Raw genomic sequence first — 17,192 nt, forward strand, 5'->3', positions numbered from 1 at the left:
AATGTCAGATCGTCGGTCGGTCAGACAGGACGATTGAAGGAGACGTGGAGGGGACCCTTAGCGGGTGAGGGTGTTCATGGGCTTTTCGCTTTGAGACTGCAAATGTACAGAAAGATTTTAGCCAAAAAAGAAAGTTTCAGGAAAGTGTATTATTTTTTTGAGAATAAAAGCGTAACTTTGTACCGCTTAAAGGTAGTACGCCCATGAACATTGTTGCCGATTTCGGCCCCTTCCGCTTCCGCTAAAAACCGTTTGTGTATTCCACGGTTATATTCTTTATTCTCACGTAATTTAAGGTTATTGAACCCGGGATCGGCGATTGATGCGTCGAATCGGTGCTGTGATCCGTTCAGTACCTTCCTAACTAGTTTCCTCTATGATTGAAAATCACAAACAGCCCGAAACTGCGGTGCTGGTGGCCCTGGTAACGCAGAAGCAGTCGGCCGAAAAAACCCAGGAATACCTGGACGAACTGGCCTTTCTGGCCCAGACGCTGGGTGTCATTACCGTCAAATCGTTTATCCAGAAACTCGACCAGCCCGATACCCGAACGTATGTGGGGAAAGGGAAGCTGGAAGAGATTCGCACGTTCGTGATTGACAACCCGGTCGATATGGTCATTTTTGACGATGATTTGAAGCCCTCGCAGGTTCGAAACCTGGAAGCGGCTTTTACTGACGTCAAGGTGCTGGACCGAAGTCTGTTGATTCTGGACATCTTCGCGATGCGGGCGCAAACCGCCCAGTCGAAATTGCAGGTTGAACTCGCTCAGTATCAATACATGTACCCCCGTCTGACCCGGATGTGGACCCACTTAAGCCGGATGAAAGCCGGGGTGGGAACGCGGGGTCCGGGTGAAAAGGAACTCGAAACCGACCGCCGGATTGTGCAGGATCGGATCGCGTTTTTGAAGGAAAAGCTGGAAAAAATTGATAAACAGAGCTACACCCGGCGCAAGGAACGGGACCGGCTGGTGCGGGTTTCGCTGGTGGGCTACACCAACGTGGGCAAGTCGACGCTGATGCGGACGCTCGCCAAAGTGGAGGTGTTTGCCGAAAACAAGCTGTTCGCTACGGTCGATTCCACGGTTCGCAAGGTCGTGCTGGGCAACATCCCGTTTCTGCTGACGGACACCGTCGGTTTCATCCGCAAATTGCCTACAACGCTGGTCGAAGCCTTCAAATCGACACTCGATGAGGTGCGCGAAGCCGATATTTTGTTGCATGTCGTGGATGTTTCCCATCCGTCGTTCGAAGAACACATCGGGATCGTCAACGATATTTTGACGGAAATCGGCGTCGGCGGTCCGGCGGGCGAGAAGCCAACGGTACTGGTTTTCAACAAAATAGATCAGTTTGAACCCCGCGACGAGTGGATGCACCAGGAGGACGATTTTGACGACGATCTGCCGGTGGCGATTCGGAAGCAAACCGCCCTCGATTATTTAAAAAAGACGTATTTAACGCAAAAAGCGGAGCATGTTGTTTTCATCTCGGCCGAGACCCGCGAGAACATTGAAGAGCTGCGTAACCTGCTGTATGCCATGGTGAAAGAGAAGCACTACGCCATCTACCCCAACTGGCTGGAGGTGCCGCTGGGCAACTGGGCCGAGGAGACTGATGATACCGGTAATTTTGGTAAATAACAGATTTCTAAGCATTTTTGCGTATAATACCCTAAATCAAACCTGGAAGGTTCGAAAAACCTTCCAGGTTTTTTCTGGTCTCATAGTTCAACGGATAGAATAGAAGTTTCCTAAACTTTAGATCTGGGTTCGATTCCCGGTGGGACCACTTTTTACCTACTTAATAGGCTAACTATCAACTAGTTAGTCTATTTCTTTTCAACACGTTGACGATATGGTTGACGCAAATTCCGGGGGTTTATACATCCATATTTACGCCTTTGCTCCTGGTGATCTTGTGATTTCTGACACTTTTTGCAATTAAATCGCGTACCGCATCGGATACGCTAATCTCGCGCTCATCACACGCGGCCACAAATTCAGCTTTCAGTTTGCTGCTAATTTTCAGATCTAATCGGCTGTCTTTCATACTGGTTATAGTGATATGGTTTGCTAATAAAGATAGCGAATTTTACGGATAATGTACGTATAAATCAGCGAGTTAAATGTACGGACGTTTACCGTATCGCTCTATAACAAATCTTGAACGTCCGTTTAACATTTGTTATAGATGTACTTTTTGCGTACTTTTAAGTAGCCAAACCGCACAGCCAGAAATGCGAAAGAGGCATGAATGAATTGGCTTCTAATGCTGCGCCATCGGCATGACGGGCCTTGCAAAGAAAAAACTACTAGTGGTTGCTGTTGTCATTACGGCCGGTCTGATTCAGTCCTGTACCAAAAGTCATGGACAATCTCAGAACGTTATACCTGAGGTTGTCACTATTAAGCATGTGGCGTTAAGCCATAAAGAGATAAACCGAAGAATTGCTATCGAGTATAACAGGAACTATAGGCTGGTAAGCTCTATTACTTCCTGCTACGAACAGAGTTGCATCACAACCTTGGTATTTAAAAAGTAGGCTAAAACTATGGCAAAGAAAACAACCTCCTCCACTGCCGAACAAAAGAAGTACGTCGCTTACTACCGAGTTTCGACCAAAGTGCAAGGTGATTCGGGACTTGGGCTAGACGGGCAGCGGGCGGCAGTCCGTGGCTTTGTTCGGGACGCTCCGATCATTACCGAGTTCACGGAAGTAGAAAGTGGAAAGAAAAACCAGCGGGAACAGTTGCTACTGGCTATTGCTGCCGCCAAAAAGAACGATGCGGTTTTGATCATTGCGAAGCTCGACCGGTTGAGCCGGAATGCGGCATTTATCTTCACGCTAAGAGACTCGGGCGTTAATTTCCTATGTGTTGATATGCCGGACGCAAATACGCTTACTATCGGCATCTTTGCGACGCTGGCACAACACGAACGCGAATTGATCAGTAGCCGGACCAAATCAGCATTGGCCGTAAAGCAGCACCAGGGCGCGATATTGGGTAAACCCGAGAACCTGACCAGCGAAGCCCAGGCGAAGGGCGTAGCGTCGATCAAACGGAAGGCAGCGGACAATCAGAACAACCGTCGGGCGTCAGCAATGGTAGCCCACCTGCGGAGCCAGGGCAAGACGTTTGCTGAGATAGCGGAGCAATTGAACCGTGACGGGTTTGTAACCTCAACCGGGAAAGAGTTTCACGCGATGCAGGCGCAGCGGTTGCATAAACGGGCGACGTCCATAGAAGCCGGTCCCTTCTAATGTTTTAAAAACTCCCCCTCTATTGTTTCGGGGCTATAAGCGAAATAAACTCTCCCCCGCGAATACACCTCGCCAATTCGTCCGTCGGTAGCAATAACTAAGCATTTCTGTATTCCCCCCTCCTCATCCATGAAAAACCTTGTTTGTCCTTTTCTCATGATATTGTTTGTTTTTCCTGCAAGTTCGGAACTTCTGATATAATCAATATTATCCTTAATGAAAAAAAAATAAAGTCTTTTTTCAGCCCTCACTTTCGTCACTTCCGTCACCGTTCGTCTCCCGCATCCACCAACCTTGTGACTTTGCCCGCACCGGAGCGTCTAAGCAGTATGAAAACCCTGCTGCTTTACTCCGCCCTCGCTTTCGGGCGGCCCGATACTATTCCGTCGACGGACACAACCAATTATTACGATCTGGTGCAGGCGAGTGTTCAGAAGGATATGCAGGCCCGCAGTAACGCATGGAAGCCGATGGAGAAACGCATCAGTCGGGCTATCTGGGTTTTTATCGGAGTGGTTGGTACCTGGACTTTGGTGCTGATCACCCGGCGGGGGCTATGGTAAAGGAGAAGCCCGTCGGGTTGGGCTGAAGGACTAAGCGGCAGGAATCGGGGCACTGGGAAAATACCAGCCTAAAGACCATTGTCCCGAACGGCGACGAACAAACGCTGGCATCGCCGTTTTTGACCCGCCAACCCTCTTTACTTCATTGCCAGCGAGTTATATTATCTCAAACGTAACAATTTAGTAACGACTACATAACACCCGCTAAACGCTGAGGGTGTCTCTTTGTTGAGGCAAACTTAAAAACCTCAATTATGAAGAATGCATTACTCCATTTCACTTTATTAATCCTGCTGTTGGTTGGCAGAATCGGTAGCACCAATGCCCAGACCACCCAGACCTCGGTAGTCGGTGTGGTGCTCGAGAACGGCAAAACGCCCCTGCCCGGTGCCACCGTGCTGCTCCGCAATGAATCGACGGGTTTCTCGACCGGAACCGTCACCAATGCAAAAGGAGAGTATTTGTTTAAAGAACTTCCGCTCGGAGGTCCTTACTCCTTGAGGGCGACGTATGTCGGTTATGGTGAACAGAAACTGACCGGGTATCTGCTTAATCAGGGTGACTTGATCCGCATCAACTTCAGCATGCAGGAAATCGGGCAGAATCTCGCCGTGGTGGACGTGGTGGCGTCGGGTTTGCAGAACAAGGTCGAAAACTTTGGAGCAGCCACGGCCGTATCGGCAAGGGCCATTGCGACACTGCCCGTCAATGGCCGTAACTTTACGTCCCTCACCGACCTCTCTCCACTGGCGGGCCGGGGCGGTAACCTGTCAGGACAGCTTGGATCCTCGACCAACTTCACCGTTGATGGTATGACGGCCAAAAACCCGACCTCAGCGGGTGCGACCACGAGCCGAAGCGGGGCACCGTATTCCATTTCCATCGAAGCCGTGCGGGAGTTTAAAGTTATTACCAACCAGTACGACGTAGTATATGGCCGCGCCGGGGGCGGTATCATCTCGGCCGTCACCAAGGCGGGCACTAACCAACTTACCGCCAGCGCCTTCAACTATACCCGTGCCAACTGGCTGGCCAGCCAGTTTGATATTCGGGGTAATCCGCGCTCGGTTCGTTATGCGACCCATCAGTTTGGCCTTTCGCTGGGTGGCCCAATCATTAAAGACAAACTCCACTACTTCTTTGTATGGGACCGTCAGCAGGATTCACGCCCACTGATTATTGCCGACGTGCAGTCGCCCGCCGATGAAAACCGCTTCAATGTGACGCGTAGTACGCTCGACCGCTTCGTGAACATTGCCCGCAGTCAGTATGGCGTGGCCAACACTCCGCAATACGGCTCGTTCGACAAAGTGCGGGGGTCAAATGCCGGTTTTTTACGGCTCGACTGGCAGATCAATGACAACAATTTGCTTACGATTCGCAATAACTTCACCAGCGACCGTAACAATCTGGGCTTAGTTGACAATACGCCGATCAACATCTATGAATCGACGGGCAACGACTGGAACTGGGACAACAGCCTGCTGGCCACGCTGCGAACATCCGTCAATCCGCGCATCACCAATGAACTGAAACTACAGCACCTGTATACCTATCAGTCGAGCAGCCCCGGCGATCAACTGCCGGAGCGGAATATTCCGCGTAACCTGGTCGAAAATGTTGTGTCGTCGATTGGGGGTGCAAACCGCTCGACCAGCATCCAGATGGGTGGTCACCGGTTTGCGCAAGAAGGCTTCAAAAACAACGTGATGCAATTGATTAACAACCTCTATTACAATACGGACAAGGCTCAGTTTACATTTGGCGTCGATCTGATGTACACCCGCGCCAACTCGGTGTACGGCAGTGAGGTCAACGGACGGTTCCACTACACTGTGTCCGGTGCCCTTACGGCACTGGACAATTTTGAGCGGTTACAACCCTACCGCTACTTTCGCGAGGTGCCGCTCAAAGACGATATCAGTGTTCGCAGCAACATCTGGAACGCAGGAGCCTACGGGCAGATGAGCACCCGCTTAGCCACGGGCCTGGACATGATCGCCGGGCTGCGGTTCGACTACGCCCACTACCCCAAAGCGTCGCTCAATCAACTGGTACTCGATGAACTCAATCTGCGCACCGACAACCGGCTGCAGTCGTTTGTAGTGCAGCCTCGTCTGCAGTTTACCTGGGATATTAACGAGAAACGGCGCGATATTATCCGGCTGGGTGGCGGGGTTTTTGCCTCGGACCTCAATAACTACGTTATCATCAACAACCTGACGTTTGACGGTAGTAACCTGGCCACCGTCGACGTGCGAGGGGCCAATGTGCCAAAGCCCGATTTTGCGGCTTATCGCAGCAACTACAACAGCATACCGACCCTGGCGCAGTTTCAGTTGCCTACCATCAACATGACCGGTGCCGATGCCCGCGTGCCGGTGCTCTACAAAGCAAACCTGTCGTACACCCGTTTTTTGAACGACCGCCTGAAGGTGAGCCTTTCGGGCTTTATGTCGCTGGCCCGCAACAACTACACCTACATTGACCGCAATATCGTTGCCGAGCCATTTTTCCGGTTAGCCAACGAGGCTAACCGGGGCGTATACGTACCGCTGGCGTCGATGCCCGCCAACGGTGCGGGCGACTGGCTGGAGGGCCGGGCCAGCAAAAGAGTGGGCCGGGTGCTGGAACTAACCAGTGATGGACGGGTCAACCAGTTTGCTGTGGTTGTCGACGGGACGTATCGCTACTTCCGGGATGGTGAGATTACGGCCAGTTACACCTGGAACGACACCCGCGACAACACCTCCTACAACGGCAACGTAGCCAACACTGCCACGCTGGTACAATCCGTCAAAGATGACCCGCGCGACCTGAGCCGGATCACGTACTCGGATAATCATTTCCGGCATAAAGTCGTGGTCTACGGGACGCTGCCAACTTTTCTGGGCATCTCGGTGGGCGTTCGCTATTCAGGGCTGGGCGGCACCCGCTACACCCTGCTGTCGGGTGCCAACAGCAACGCCGACTTTGTAGCAGGTCAGAACGATTTGGCCTTTATCTTCGACCGCAATAATGAAAGCGTGCCCGCCAACGTCCGCACCGGCTTACAGGCCATCCTGGATAACCCGGATGCCAGCCCGAGCATCAAAGACTACATTAACCGGTATTCGGGACAAATTGCCGAGCGTAACGGGGGTATCAACGGATTCTTTGGGGTGATTGACATTCGGGCCAGCAAGCGGTTTCGCATTGTCAAAAAGCACAATATCGAACTGTCGGCTGACGTCTTTAACTTCTCAAACCTTTTGAACAAAAATCGGGGCGTCAACCGTTCGCTGGGTTCGCAGGCCTTGTATGCCCTGGGTATTCCGGCGTCAGGCAATACGCCCGCCGTGTCCCCCTTCGACGCGGTCAATCAGCGGTTTGTCTACCGGGTGAATACGGCCGGTATCGTAAACCCCTCTGGCGATCCGTTTCAGGTACAGCTTGGTGCCCGCTATAATTTTTAACTCTGTCAATCCCTCCCCTGCAGCAAGGGGAGGGATTTTTAATATGGCTACGGAATCAATTTTTCTTCCCCTAGCCTGGCAAAAAGATAAAAGAAAGAATCACGGGTATCCTGATAAATGGTAAAGCCCAATTTACGGCTCTTCGACATATCGGTCTTCACCTCAATGGGCCTGCCCAGATCCGTATACTAGGCAGATGCCAGACGGTCCTGACCAGGTTTTTTTAAGCTATTTTTGGCTGGCTATGTCTGTCCACAGGGATCCATCCGGAGCAATCGCTGCTTCCAGCGGGCGAAGGGTGGGTTTATTTTCGCGGGTCATCCTTTTACACACATAAACAACACACCATGCATTCTTTATCTTCTTCATCAGCTGAGTCTGGCCTACTGGCTGAGAAATTTCACGAAAGTGGCGTTAATGGTTTTTTCAGGATTATGTCGGCTAATCTGCATCAACAGAACGGTTTAGCAGATCGAAAAGCCAACATTATGATTTCAATAAATACGGTAGTTCTCTCCCTGTTGATTGGCTCGATGGCCCGTAATATCGAATACTGGCAAAATCTGCTGTTACCCATTACGTTCTTAGTGTCAACGTCTTTGACAACAACGGTTATTGCCGTCCTAGCCACCCGGCCCCGACTAATTCGGGGTCACGTATCGAAGGAATCCATTCAAAACCGGACGGCTCAGCTCCTTTTTTTTGGTAATTTCACTACGCTTTCGCTTGAGGAATACGAGGAGACGATGATGACAGTTCTGAAAGACGACGATTACCTGTATCGCAGCGTTTTGCGGGATTTTTACGCACAAGGCGTCATCTTAAACCGCAAGTACAGGTTGCTTCATATTTCGTACAATGTGTTCTTAATCGGGATGATAACATCGGTCGTTACGTTTGGGGTGTGGCTTTGGGTGTCCAAAATTTAAATGGTTGACAGTGTCGTCAGCACTTCGGTGAATTCACCTTCGGTCGAGCTGATTTCAATTGTTTTCCGGTGTATTTCTATGAGGGTGTGTTTGCCGTTTCGTGTCCTACAACCACGAGGTTTTATTCAGGCATAAGGCACCCCTAAACTGTACTGGTTGCTCACATGGCGGAGTTGATGCGAAAAATTGCCGCCTACGTCCTGATCGATGAGAAGCCCGTCGTGGCTTTCGGACCCAGCGGAATCGGTCTGGAAATAGGCACCGCGTTTAGGGCCCTGCATCGAGACAATTACAAACGGATGATGGCCCTATGGCTGGAAATGTCCGCTGGAAACAGGAACATTAGAGGATTATCTATTCTTCTCAGGAAGAACTACTCGAAACCCGAGCCAGCTGATACTTGTTACAGGCTCAATGCCCATGCGAGCCGACACACGATTGTCCTCGGCATCGTGGAACCAGCTACCACCGCGAACAGTGCGATAAGCCCCCCTACTGGGGCCTGTAGGGTCGCGTTCTGGACTATACGTGTAAAAGTCTTCACTGGACCAGTCGCTGCACCACTCCCATACATTGCCGCTTAAATCATATAAACCCAATTCATTTGCTCGCTTTTGGCCCACTGCATAGGTACCTCTTCGTTGAGTATGCCAACCCACTTCATTCAAATTATTACTCCCTGCATAGATCGTTTTGCGACTCTGTTGCCCCCCACGTGCCGCATATTCCCATTCCGCTTCGGTTGGTAGGCGATACTGTTGCCCCGTCCTTTGACTCAACCACTCGCAGTACGCTACGGCATCTTTCCAACTGACGTGGATCACCGGATGGTTGTACTCCGAACGTGGACGAACTTTTCCCTCTGTATCGCAACGCCAGTATGCGTCTGCTTTCGTTTCCCATTTCCCATTACTATATACTTTGCTTCCATTGCCTTTCTCAGCCTCGGTTTGATAGCCCGTAGCCTCTACAAATCGCTCAAATTCGGCCACCGTCGTTTCGTACTTCGCCATCATAAAACGGCTGAGCGTCACGCGATGAATGGGTTTCTCCCATTCATTATTGCTACCCATCATAAAACTGCCGCCGGGGATGCTTATCATCGCAATTGGTTCTAAGTCTACGACTGGCTTGGCGGGTTCTTCCTGCCTGGAGATCTGTGTCGGGGTATCGGTCCGTTTGAAATAAAAATCATCCGTGATAAAACCGGCCTGATAGGGAGTCTGGCGGGCGTTTTTTCCTTTCACCGCCCGGGCGGTGTTTTTAAAAATACTGATCAGCTCCACATTGGGTTGACGCAGTTGCTTGAGCAACTCCTGCGTAAAAAGACCGTTCCGCTGCCCCGCGTTTTCGCTGGCCGTCTGGCCGGGAGAAGCCGCAAAAAAGGCAATCGTACCGCTGGGCGCATTGACGGCTCCCAGGCCGGAAGCCGTGTTACGATCCCACCCCCGGAAGGGATTGTTCCGGCAGGCGTCGACCAGCAGAATATTGGTATGGCTATTGGCTTCTTTCATGCTGCTCATCACGTCATTGAGGCAGAGGGACTTTCGCTTGGCCAGGGTTTCATTCAGGTCGCTTCGCACTTCGACCGACATGAGGTAATTCAGGTTGTCACCGGCTTCAAAACCGTGTCCCGCAAAATAAAACAGGCCCACTTCGTAATTTTTCAGGCGTTGGGTAAACGCGGACACCACGTCTTCCAGTTCGGTCTGGTTGAGATTCAGTTTGAGGATCACCTCAAAGCCCAACTGCCGCAGTGTGGCGGCCATGTCCTGGGCATCGTTGGCGGCATTGGGGAGAGCCTGTCCGGGGTACGCGGAGTTGCCGATCACCAGGGCCAGGCGGCCTTTTTGCGGTTGGTTATTAGTTCCGATGGGTTTAAAAGCCCGCTGGGCCTGCAAGGAAGAAAAACACAACAAAAAGAGGAATAGAACGTATTTCATTGTCGGTTCTGAACAGAACTATGATTCTAAAATAACCATGTCAAAAATAATCATTCAGGGTTACAAACACGGCCCTTCTTTTTTGACATCCATTAATGGCTGTGGCTAGCAATAAGTTATCAAAGTAAAAGAACAACAGCCAAAATCACAAAACATCCATAAAACGAAACCCGGTAGAATCTACCGGGCTGTAGTTAACCTTTACGTGTATTCATCTTCAAAAATATATAGCCAAAATTGATGCCATTCAGTCCCGCTTACCTTTCTCGTTTTACTAACTATCTGGCTTACGATAGAGATAGCCTACAGAAAAATAATGGCCCTGCCTTCGTCCATGTCACCGACCACTAAGGGGGCCTGAATCAGAATTGGGTCTTACGGGCCGGACAAATCTAAGGAAGGGAACCTAACTAGAATGTTAAATATTAATCAGCACTATTAATTTCTAATTAACCTCCGATATGAGATAGAACCTGAATAAAGCAGAAGTAAAGGCATGGCTTCTTAACGAGATCACTACCCTAATTGAATCATTTGGGCAAGCTGGAGAAATACCCTCACACTTCACTGATGAAGAACGGGCCGATATTGAAAGGTTGAAAATTCGCTTTTCGAAACGGCTCGGCCCGGTTGATTGGGACGCAGAAAATACCGCAAGTCAAAAATTGGATTCGAGACTAACCAACGCCCATTATTAAAAACGTCGCATTAAAAGTCGCTTGATTTGTAGGAGGGTAGTGACTTTCATACTCTACATCCCAAAGTACGAAAGTCACTTCTGTCATAACTGTTACTTAACAGCTAGTAATTCAAGCTGTTCGATCACTGGAGGTACACTCAGTAGAGTATCAGCATTTGCCATCAACGCCTTAGCAATTTCACCGCTCAGGTGGGCTTGCCGGTCGCCTTCAGTGGCAAATGTGTCGAAAATACCAAACGTATTCTCATTTATCTTAAAGGCATACCAACGAATGGTACCTTCTTCCAGTTGGGCCATTGCCAGCGCTTCTTTCAGAAAATTCTCGACCGTAGCTTCGTGGCCAGGTTTTGCTTGAACACGAGCAAGTAATGAAAGTTTTTCCATGATATTATGAGTCTAAAGGTTTGAAATGCATATGATATTGAACAAACACATGACTTTGGTCACACTTTTTTTAATTCATAAAAGACACGTGATAGTTAAAATAGATTGTGTCACTTGAAACGCCCATTAGAGACGATATGAAAGGAGCATAGTATTAAAAGGGTGGGAAACCCATTCAAAACGCAAGCCAGTAGCTATTTGCTATTTAATTGCAAAAAAGTTAGCCAATGGCCTAAAAATGAAGCTTTTGTTTAGGTTTCATTCAACAAACCTCCAATTCATTACTCACTTATTTTGCGGACTTAGGTAAATACGTTTGTTTTATTAAATTGAGTAACCTACTGTTTAATGATTCCAAAAACGGTTTTCGGCGTAAACCCGAACTTTTTCATCGGTAATCAATTCATGGAATGAATGTAAAAAACCTTATTCGAGTTTACCTCATACTTGTCCCTTTTGTGGTGGCAATACTTGGTTTTGCCTTAGGGCATAGTCATTACAAGCTGTATTTTCCCATTTGGCTCATTCACGCCGGTTTAATGAGCTGGGCAACATGGACCCTGAGTAAACAGTCCATCCACAATCAGCATCAGCGAAAAAGTCATCTCCTCATTGGCATTTTGTTTCTGATAGCTCCCTGGCTATTTATCGCCATTTTTGCCGGTATGGGTCCACCACCCACCACGGCAAAAGGCTGGGTAGCTACCGCTACTGAACAACAAGTGCGCTACTGTATTCTGGTGATTAGCGGGGTATTGATGACCATTGGGTTTACCTTCTTAAGCAATCAATTAAAACAAGCGGGTGAAGAGGTTTATTCGTTGCTCGGGCTAACGGCCATTTTTTTGGCAATGCCCTTGTTCATACTTAATATGACGTACTGGGGTAGCTTTTTAACCGAATCATTCCGGATTTTTGTAGCCTCTGGTTCGACTAAAAGACCTGACTGGTACTTACCTTTGCGAGACCTATTTGCCTGGATAAGCGGAATTGAAGTAGGATTAACCTACTTGGCCAGTGCTGCTTTTGGGGCCTCGCTGAAAACGACTCGTTGGTTCAAGCCACGAGCTTGCTGGAGCTACATCCTGATTAGTTTACTAGGCTTTTTACTGAGCGTCTTACCGGACTTCTCCCTGATGCCCCTTACGGTTGGCTCTTATTTAGTTTCTATTCCAGCAATTCCGTTTATAATACCCTACTTAATGGCGGTTAATCTGCTGAGTCGTTCTGGCACGATTCAACCAACTCAAGAAATTTAATTGTTTCTACAAAGCAGGTATCTTGCCATTTGGCGACCTATCTAACGAATTACCTACTTAATATAACGTGAGTTATACAGGCCCATTAAGGGAAAGGAAATTTCTTCCAAGTTTCTTCATTGATATTTAGTTAATAAAACCTCCAAAAACAAACCCACTGACTGCCCTTAATTACCCTTTACAACTGTTTTGTGTACCCAAGCCTCAATAATAGCTTCACCACTGGTGCCACTTCTGAGCCAAGGGGTTGCTGTTTCTCCGCTTCCTGCTCGGCAATTCTTTCGGCTGTCAGCAACGCTCCTTCCAGTTCGCTGATAGGTCGTGAATCGGAATGCCGGATACAAGAGCCATGATGCGACAATCCTTTTCGGAGACTTCAACGGCTAACTCGCAGGCTACTTCGTGAGCGAGAAAGGATTTTGAATAACTTTCCATGAAGCGAAGATAAGATTCCAGCCGAGTTCTGAGGGTGGGGAGTAGAATTAAAGGATATGCTTACCTTACTTGCCCATCCTCAGGCCTATGTACTGAATCACTGTTAATCAGTTTTTCGATTCGATCAACATAAAACAGTAAGGCGCAGATCATCGACCCGCGCCTTACATTTATACTATTTCACTAGTCAATTACTGCTTCAGCACTTTTAGTGTCAGGCTTTTCAACCCACTGCTGACCCGCAGAAAGAACAAACCTGCCGGTTGTCCCTGAACCGTCAACGTTTGCCGCTCAAGCACGGTAGCCGCTTCAATGTGTCGTTGATGGATCAGCCGCCCACTGGCATCCGAAAGTTGCAACTGCAGCGGCTGGCCTTCCGCACCGTGCACTTCCACCAGCACCCGATCTGATACCGGGTTACCCAGAACCGTTACCTGAAGCCCCGAACCGGTTTCCGCCGACAGGCGGGCCGGGGCACATTGATACGACTTTGGTGACCCTTTCAAGTCATACGTACTCCCCAACACCCGGGCTCGAATCAGGGTACCATTAGTCACACTGCCCGGTGGGGTAAAGTTGTAACCATGCGCTCCGTTGCCTTTCCCGGCGTCTTTCAGATCCTGCCGAAAAATGTTGGCGACCGTACTGCCTAACACCGTATCCGATCCATCCACATAGAATTCGACCGTCAGGGGTGTGTTGGGTTTATTACGATCCCAGACCCAGCCGCGAATACCGCCACAGTCCAGTTTATCCAGATATCCTTCGAAGCTGCCCGTGACAGTGGTGGTCTGGGCCGGGTTTATCGTGAGCGGGAAGCTGACGCTGTTGGTCAACGGGCCGTTGTCGGTGGCTGAATACGCCAACACGAATGTACCGGCTTCAGTGGGTGTCCCCGAGATAACCCGCGTGCCTGCATTGATCGACAGACCATCCGGCAACCCGGTGAGCTGATAGGTCAGAGGCTGGCCTTCCGGATCGGTGAACGGAACGAGTGTTCCCGAGAAAGGCACGCCGACCTGACCCGCCAGCGGAGCGACCAGGACGGTGGGTGAAGGCGGCTGGGGTGGTTTGTTGCCACCCGGTACGGCAACGCCTTCGCAGATCAGGGCCTTGGGCGAATCTTTCAGGATAAAGCTGCTACTGGCGACGCGGGCCGAGAGGGTATGTGACAAACCATCTTTGATCGATTCGGGAATCGGGAAGCGAAAACCGTGTTTGCCGTTGCCTTTCCCCGCATCGAGCAAATCCTGGCGGAAATCCCCGGCCAGCAGCGTGCCGATCACCGTGGAACCATCCAGGATTTCAACGGAGACGGCGGTATTTCCCTTGCCCCGATCCCAGGCCCAGCCCCGGAAACTGCCGCAATCGGCCCCGTTGACAAAGCCGTCGAACGAACCGGTGACGGTTGGTGCCGTAACCGTGACGGTGGCCGAACTGGGTACACCGGGACAGGTACCGACGCAACTCGCTGAATACACAATCGTCCCCGTGGCCGAAGTCGGTACGAAAATCGTGTTTCCTTTTCCGCTGGTCGCGTTGGAACCCGACCAATTGGGCACTCCCGAACAACCGCTGATGGTCAGTGTCACATTGAGCGTATTCTGAATTACGCTGATGCTGGAAGGCGTCAGGGTCGGAACGGGCGGCACTTCTAGGCGGGTGACCGTGGCCGACCCGCTAACGGTTCCGCCGGTGGGTGCTTCAGAACTGGCCACTGCCAGCAGGTTGAAGGTGGTAGTGGCCGCCGGATTGACCGTAAAGGTGTAGGGAGAGCTGGTGATTCCGCCGAGCGTGACCGGCGTGGTTCCATCGGTGTACGTGAGCGACCAGGGAGCTGTTCCGGTCAGGGCGACGCTGAGCGTGGCGGGTTGTCCGGGACACAGGCTCGTACTGCCCGAAAGACTGGCGGAAGCCGGATTGGTGACCACCAACGTCACGCTGGCATTGCCTGAACAACCCGAGGTGGTTCCCGTCACGGAATAGGGCCCGGCGACACTGACGGAAATAACCGGGCTGGTTTCTCCGGTCGACCAACGGTATGAATCGGCCCCGGAAGCCATCAGGCTGGCGCTCTGACCCTGAACAATGGTGGTGGAAAGGCTGGGTGAAATGCTGACCGTGGGAGGTGTGTTCACGGTCACCGAAGTAGTGGCCGTGGCGGAACAACTGCCCGTGGTTACGGTCACGGAAAAGGGGCCGCTGGTGGAAACCGGGAGGGTGGCCGTGGTAGCGCCCGTATTCCACCGGTAGGTGCTGGTACCGGAAGCCGGGCTACCAATGGCGGTGAGGATGGTGCTGGAGCCTGCACAAAGGGTCGGTGCTGGCGGGGTGATGCTAGCCGTTACAGCAGGGTCCACGGTGATGGTGAAACTTTGGGAAGGACCCTCACAGGAGATTGTTCCAAAAAAATTACCACTGGCAGTCGGATTGTTGCCCACCGGAATGGGGTTTGGCAAAACCGTGTTGGTAGCCACATCGATCACGCTCACCCTGTCCTGACTAGGTTCCATGGCATAGATTTTACTCCCATCAGGAGTAATACCAAGGCCTGCCGGGGAAAAAGGCTCGAAGTCGATCTTGCCCGAGACGGTATTGGTAGCCACATCGATTACGGTCACCCTTTTCGGGTTTGTCGAGACATAGACTCGCTGGCCATCCAGGCTCGCGCAGATGGAAAACTGGAGTCCGTATTGAACCGTTTCAATGGTGGCCGAAACGGTATTGGTGGCCGTATTGATCACGGTCACTTTATTCGTAGAAATAGTCGAGGTATACAGGCGGGTGCCATCGGGGGTGATGCAGATCGCAGCCGCGCCACCGTTCACCGGAATGGTGGTGATCACCTTTTGCGTCGCTACATCGATCACGGCTACACTGTAAGGATACGACGGATTTTCCGGGTTTTGCATGGTAACATAAACGCGCTTGCCGTCCGGGCTCATCACAATACCACCATTTGGCGAACCTTCCACCGGAATCGTGGCCGTGACTTTATTGGTGGCCACATCGATCACTTGGACGGTGGACGAATTAAAACTCCCGACAAAGACGCGGGTGCCGTCGGGGGTCACGTTGAGAGCCGACGGGAAGTCAATCCCCTCAATAGTTGTCAACACCGTTTGGGTGACCGCATCGATGACGGTGACATTAGCCGACAAATAATTTGCGACATAGACGCGGGTGCCGTCGGGAGTCACGCAGATTCTCCATGGATAACTACCCAACGGAATGGTGGTTGGCAAAACCGTATTGGTGGCCGTATTGATGATGCTCAGGTAGCTCGGGACCCGATCGTCATAATCTGGATGATTATTATTAATAATATAGGCCAAAGTCGGCCCCTGCCCCAGGGGTGTGACGGTGATGGTGGCCGTCTGGGCTGAGCTGGTGGTGTTGAGCGCGGTAAACGAGTCGATGGTGCCGGTGCCGCTGGCGGGCAGGCCGATCGAGGGGTTGGAATTGGTCCAGCGGTAAACGGTTCCGTTTCCGGTAAAAGGAACGGGAGCGGTGGTGCTGCCCGCACACAGGGTCTGGCTGGCCGGAGCCGCCATCGTTATGGAACAGGGATTCGCCAGTTGGGGGCCGGTGCGTCCGGATTGGCCTGCTCCGGCGACTTTGCTTTTCGAAGGCGTTACTCCTGCCTTAACGGAACGACCGGAAGCGGTAAAATCAATGGCCCAAACTCCGCAATGAAGTCCGGCCAGTAATAGAAAAGTGAGTACCCAGCGGGCGGAAGCGGTTCGGCACAGGGTCGGGATGCGTAGTACTTTTTTCATGCAATAATTTTTAAAATGGATGGTTGGCAGAGACTCCAGTAATCGGGCTGGCATTGAGCAGGACTTTTAGTTCGGTCCAACGAACTCCGGCACTCGGAAGCCCGCCCTGAGAAAAAAGGTTCATGTTTGGAAAAGAGTTAGGAAAACGTTTGCTCACAAACCTAAGGGAAGGAAAACGGACTGAACATAAGGCGTGTTCCAAATACCATAACGGATGTTCCATTTTGCCAAACCGGTCCAAAAATAGCCGGTAAAGAGTGCGGCATACGGGGAGAAAAGCCCTTTGGAGCAACTTGACCGGATATTCTGAAGAATACTTTCGGAAAAGTTTTATCTAAATCGCTAACCGCGATGGATGGTGTCGCTACAACGGCTAGCGATTCAAAGAATTTCAGCCTCACCCCGACGGACATCCCTTGTTCTCCATTCGGGGTAAGTTTACTATCGAAAATGGACAGGTTATTTAGCCTGGGAAGGC

Annotated in this window: 11 protein-coding genes and 1 tRNA gene; 7 read left to right on the forward strand and 5 right to left on the reverse strand. The window is 50.9% G+C overall.

What is annotated here, in order from left to right; genetic code table 11:
- Positions 1-376: 376 nt before the first annotated feature.
- Both hflX and ACO064_RS01850 read left to right on the forward strand, forming a co-directional pair.
- Positions 377-1,645 (forward strand): GTPase HflX, encoded by a 1,269-nt coding sequence (gene hflX, locus ACO064_RS01845; RefSeq protein ID WP_421825721.1) that lies wholly within the window; start codon positions 377-379, stop codon positions 1,643-1,645.
- Between the two features lie 76 nt (positions 1,646-1,721).
- Positions 1,722-1,793: transfer RNA gene (locus tag ACO064_RS01850), tRNA-Arg, on the forward strand.
- Positions 1,794-1,883: 90 nt separating this feature from the next.
- Here ACO064_RS01850 and ACO064_RS01855 read toward each other — a convergent pair.
- Positions 1,884-2,054 carry a hypothetical protein gene (locus ACO064_RS01855; protein WP_421825722.1) on the reverse strand — a complete coding sequence of 57 codons (171 nt, stop codon included), beginning with the start codon at positions 2,052-2,054 and terminating at the stop codon, positions 1,884-1,886.
- A gap of 502 nt (positions 2,055-2,556) precedes the next feature.
- On the opposite strand from ACO064_RS01855, the gene ACO064_RS01860 reads away from it, so the two are divergent.
- From ACO064_RS01860 to ACO064_RS01875, 4 genes are all read left to right on the forward strand, one after another.
- A complete protein-coding gene (locus tag ACO064_RS01860; RefSeq protein ID WP_421825724.1) occupies positions 2,557-3,267 on the forward strand; it encodes a recombinase family protein in 711 nt (236 codons plus the stop codon).
- Positions 3,268-3,596: 329 nt separating this feature from the next.
- Positions 3,597-3,830: a hypothetical protein gene (locus tag ACO064_RS01865; protein WP_421825725.1), complete on the forward strand. Its 234-nt coding sequence runs from the start codon at positions 3,597-3,599 to the stop codon at positions 3,828-3,830.
- Positions 3,831-4,084: 254 nt separating this feature from the next.
- A complete protein-coding gene (locus ACO064_RS01870; RefSeq protein WP_421825726.1) occupies positions 4,085-7,285 on the forward strand; it encodes a carboxypeptidase regulatory-like domain-containing protein in 3,201 nt (1,066 codons plus the stop codon).
- A gap of 347 nt (positions 7,286-7,632) precedes the next feature.
- Positions 7,633-8,214 carry a Pycsar system effector family protein gene (locus ACO064_RS01875; RefSeq protein WP_421825727.1) on the forward strand — a complete coding sequence of 194 codons (582 nt, stop codon included), beginning with the start codon at positions 7,633-7,635 and terminating at the stop codon, positions 8,212-8,214.
- 125 nt (positions 8,215-8,339) lie between these two features.
- On the opposite strand, the gene ACO064_RS01880 is transcribed toward ACO064_RS01875, so the two are convergent.
- The 3 genes from ACO064_RS01880 to ACO064_RS01890 all read right to left on the reverse strand — a co-directional run bounded on the left by ACO064_RS01880 (position 8,340) and on the right by ACO064_RS01890 (position 11,241).
- Positions 8,340-8,495, reverse strand: coding sequence for a hypothetical protein (locus tag ACO064_RS01880; RefSeq protein ID WP_421825728.1), 156 nt, complete (start codon positions 8,493-8,495; stop codon positions 8,340-8,342).
- Between the two features lie 69 nt (positions 8,496-8,564).
- Positions 8,565-10,157, reverse strand: coding sequence for an SUMF1/EgtB/PvdO family nonheme iron enzyme (locus ACO064_RS01885; protein WP_421825729.1), 1,593 nt, complete (start codon positions 10,155-10,157; stop codon positions 8,565-8,567).
- Between the two features lie 790 nt (positions 10,158-10,947).
- Positions 10,948-11,241 carry a putative quinol monooxygenase gene (locus ACO064_RS01890; protein WP_421825730.1) on the reverse strand — a complete coding sequence of 98 codons (294 nt, stop codon included), beginning with the start codon at positions 11,239-11,241 and terminating at the stop codon, positions 10,948-10,950.
- 410 nt (positions 11,242-11,651) lie between these two features.
- Between ACO064_RS01890 and ACO064_RS01895 the strand changes: the two genes are divergently transcribed.
- Entirely contained in the window at positions 11,652-12,500 is an 849-nt protein-coding gene (locus ACO064_RS01895) for a hypothetical protein (protein WP_421825731.1), read from the forward strand.
- 626 nt (positions 12,501-13,126) lie between these two features.
- On the opposite strand, the gene ACO064_RS01900 is transcribed toward ACO064_RS01895, so the two are convergent.
- A complete protein-coding gene (locus ACO064_RS01900; RefSeq protein ID WP_421825732.1) occupies positions 13,127-16,714 on the reverse strand; it encodes a putative Ig domain-containing protein in 3,588 nt (1,195 codons plus the stop codon).
- Positions 16,715-17,192 lie beyond the last annotated feature (478 nt).

Source organism: Larkinella sp., assembly GCF_965227735.1.
In the GTDB taxonomy this organism is placed as follows: Bacteria; Bacteroidota; Bacteroidia; order Cytophagales; family Spirosomataceae; genus Larkinella.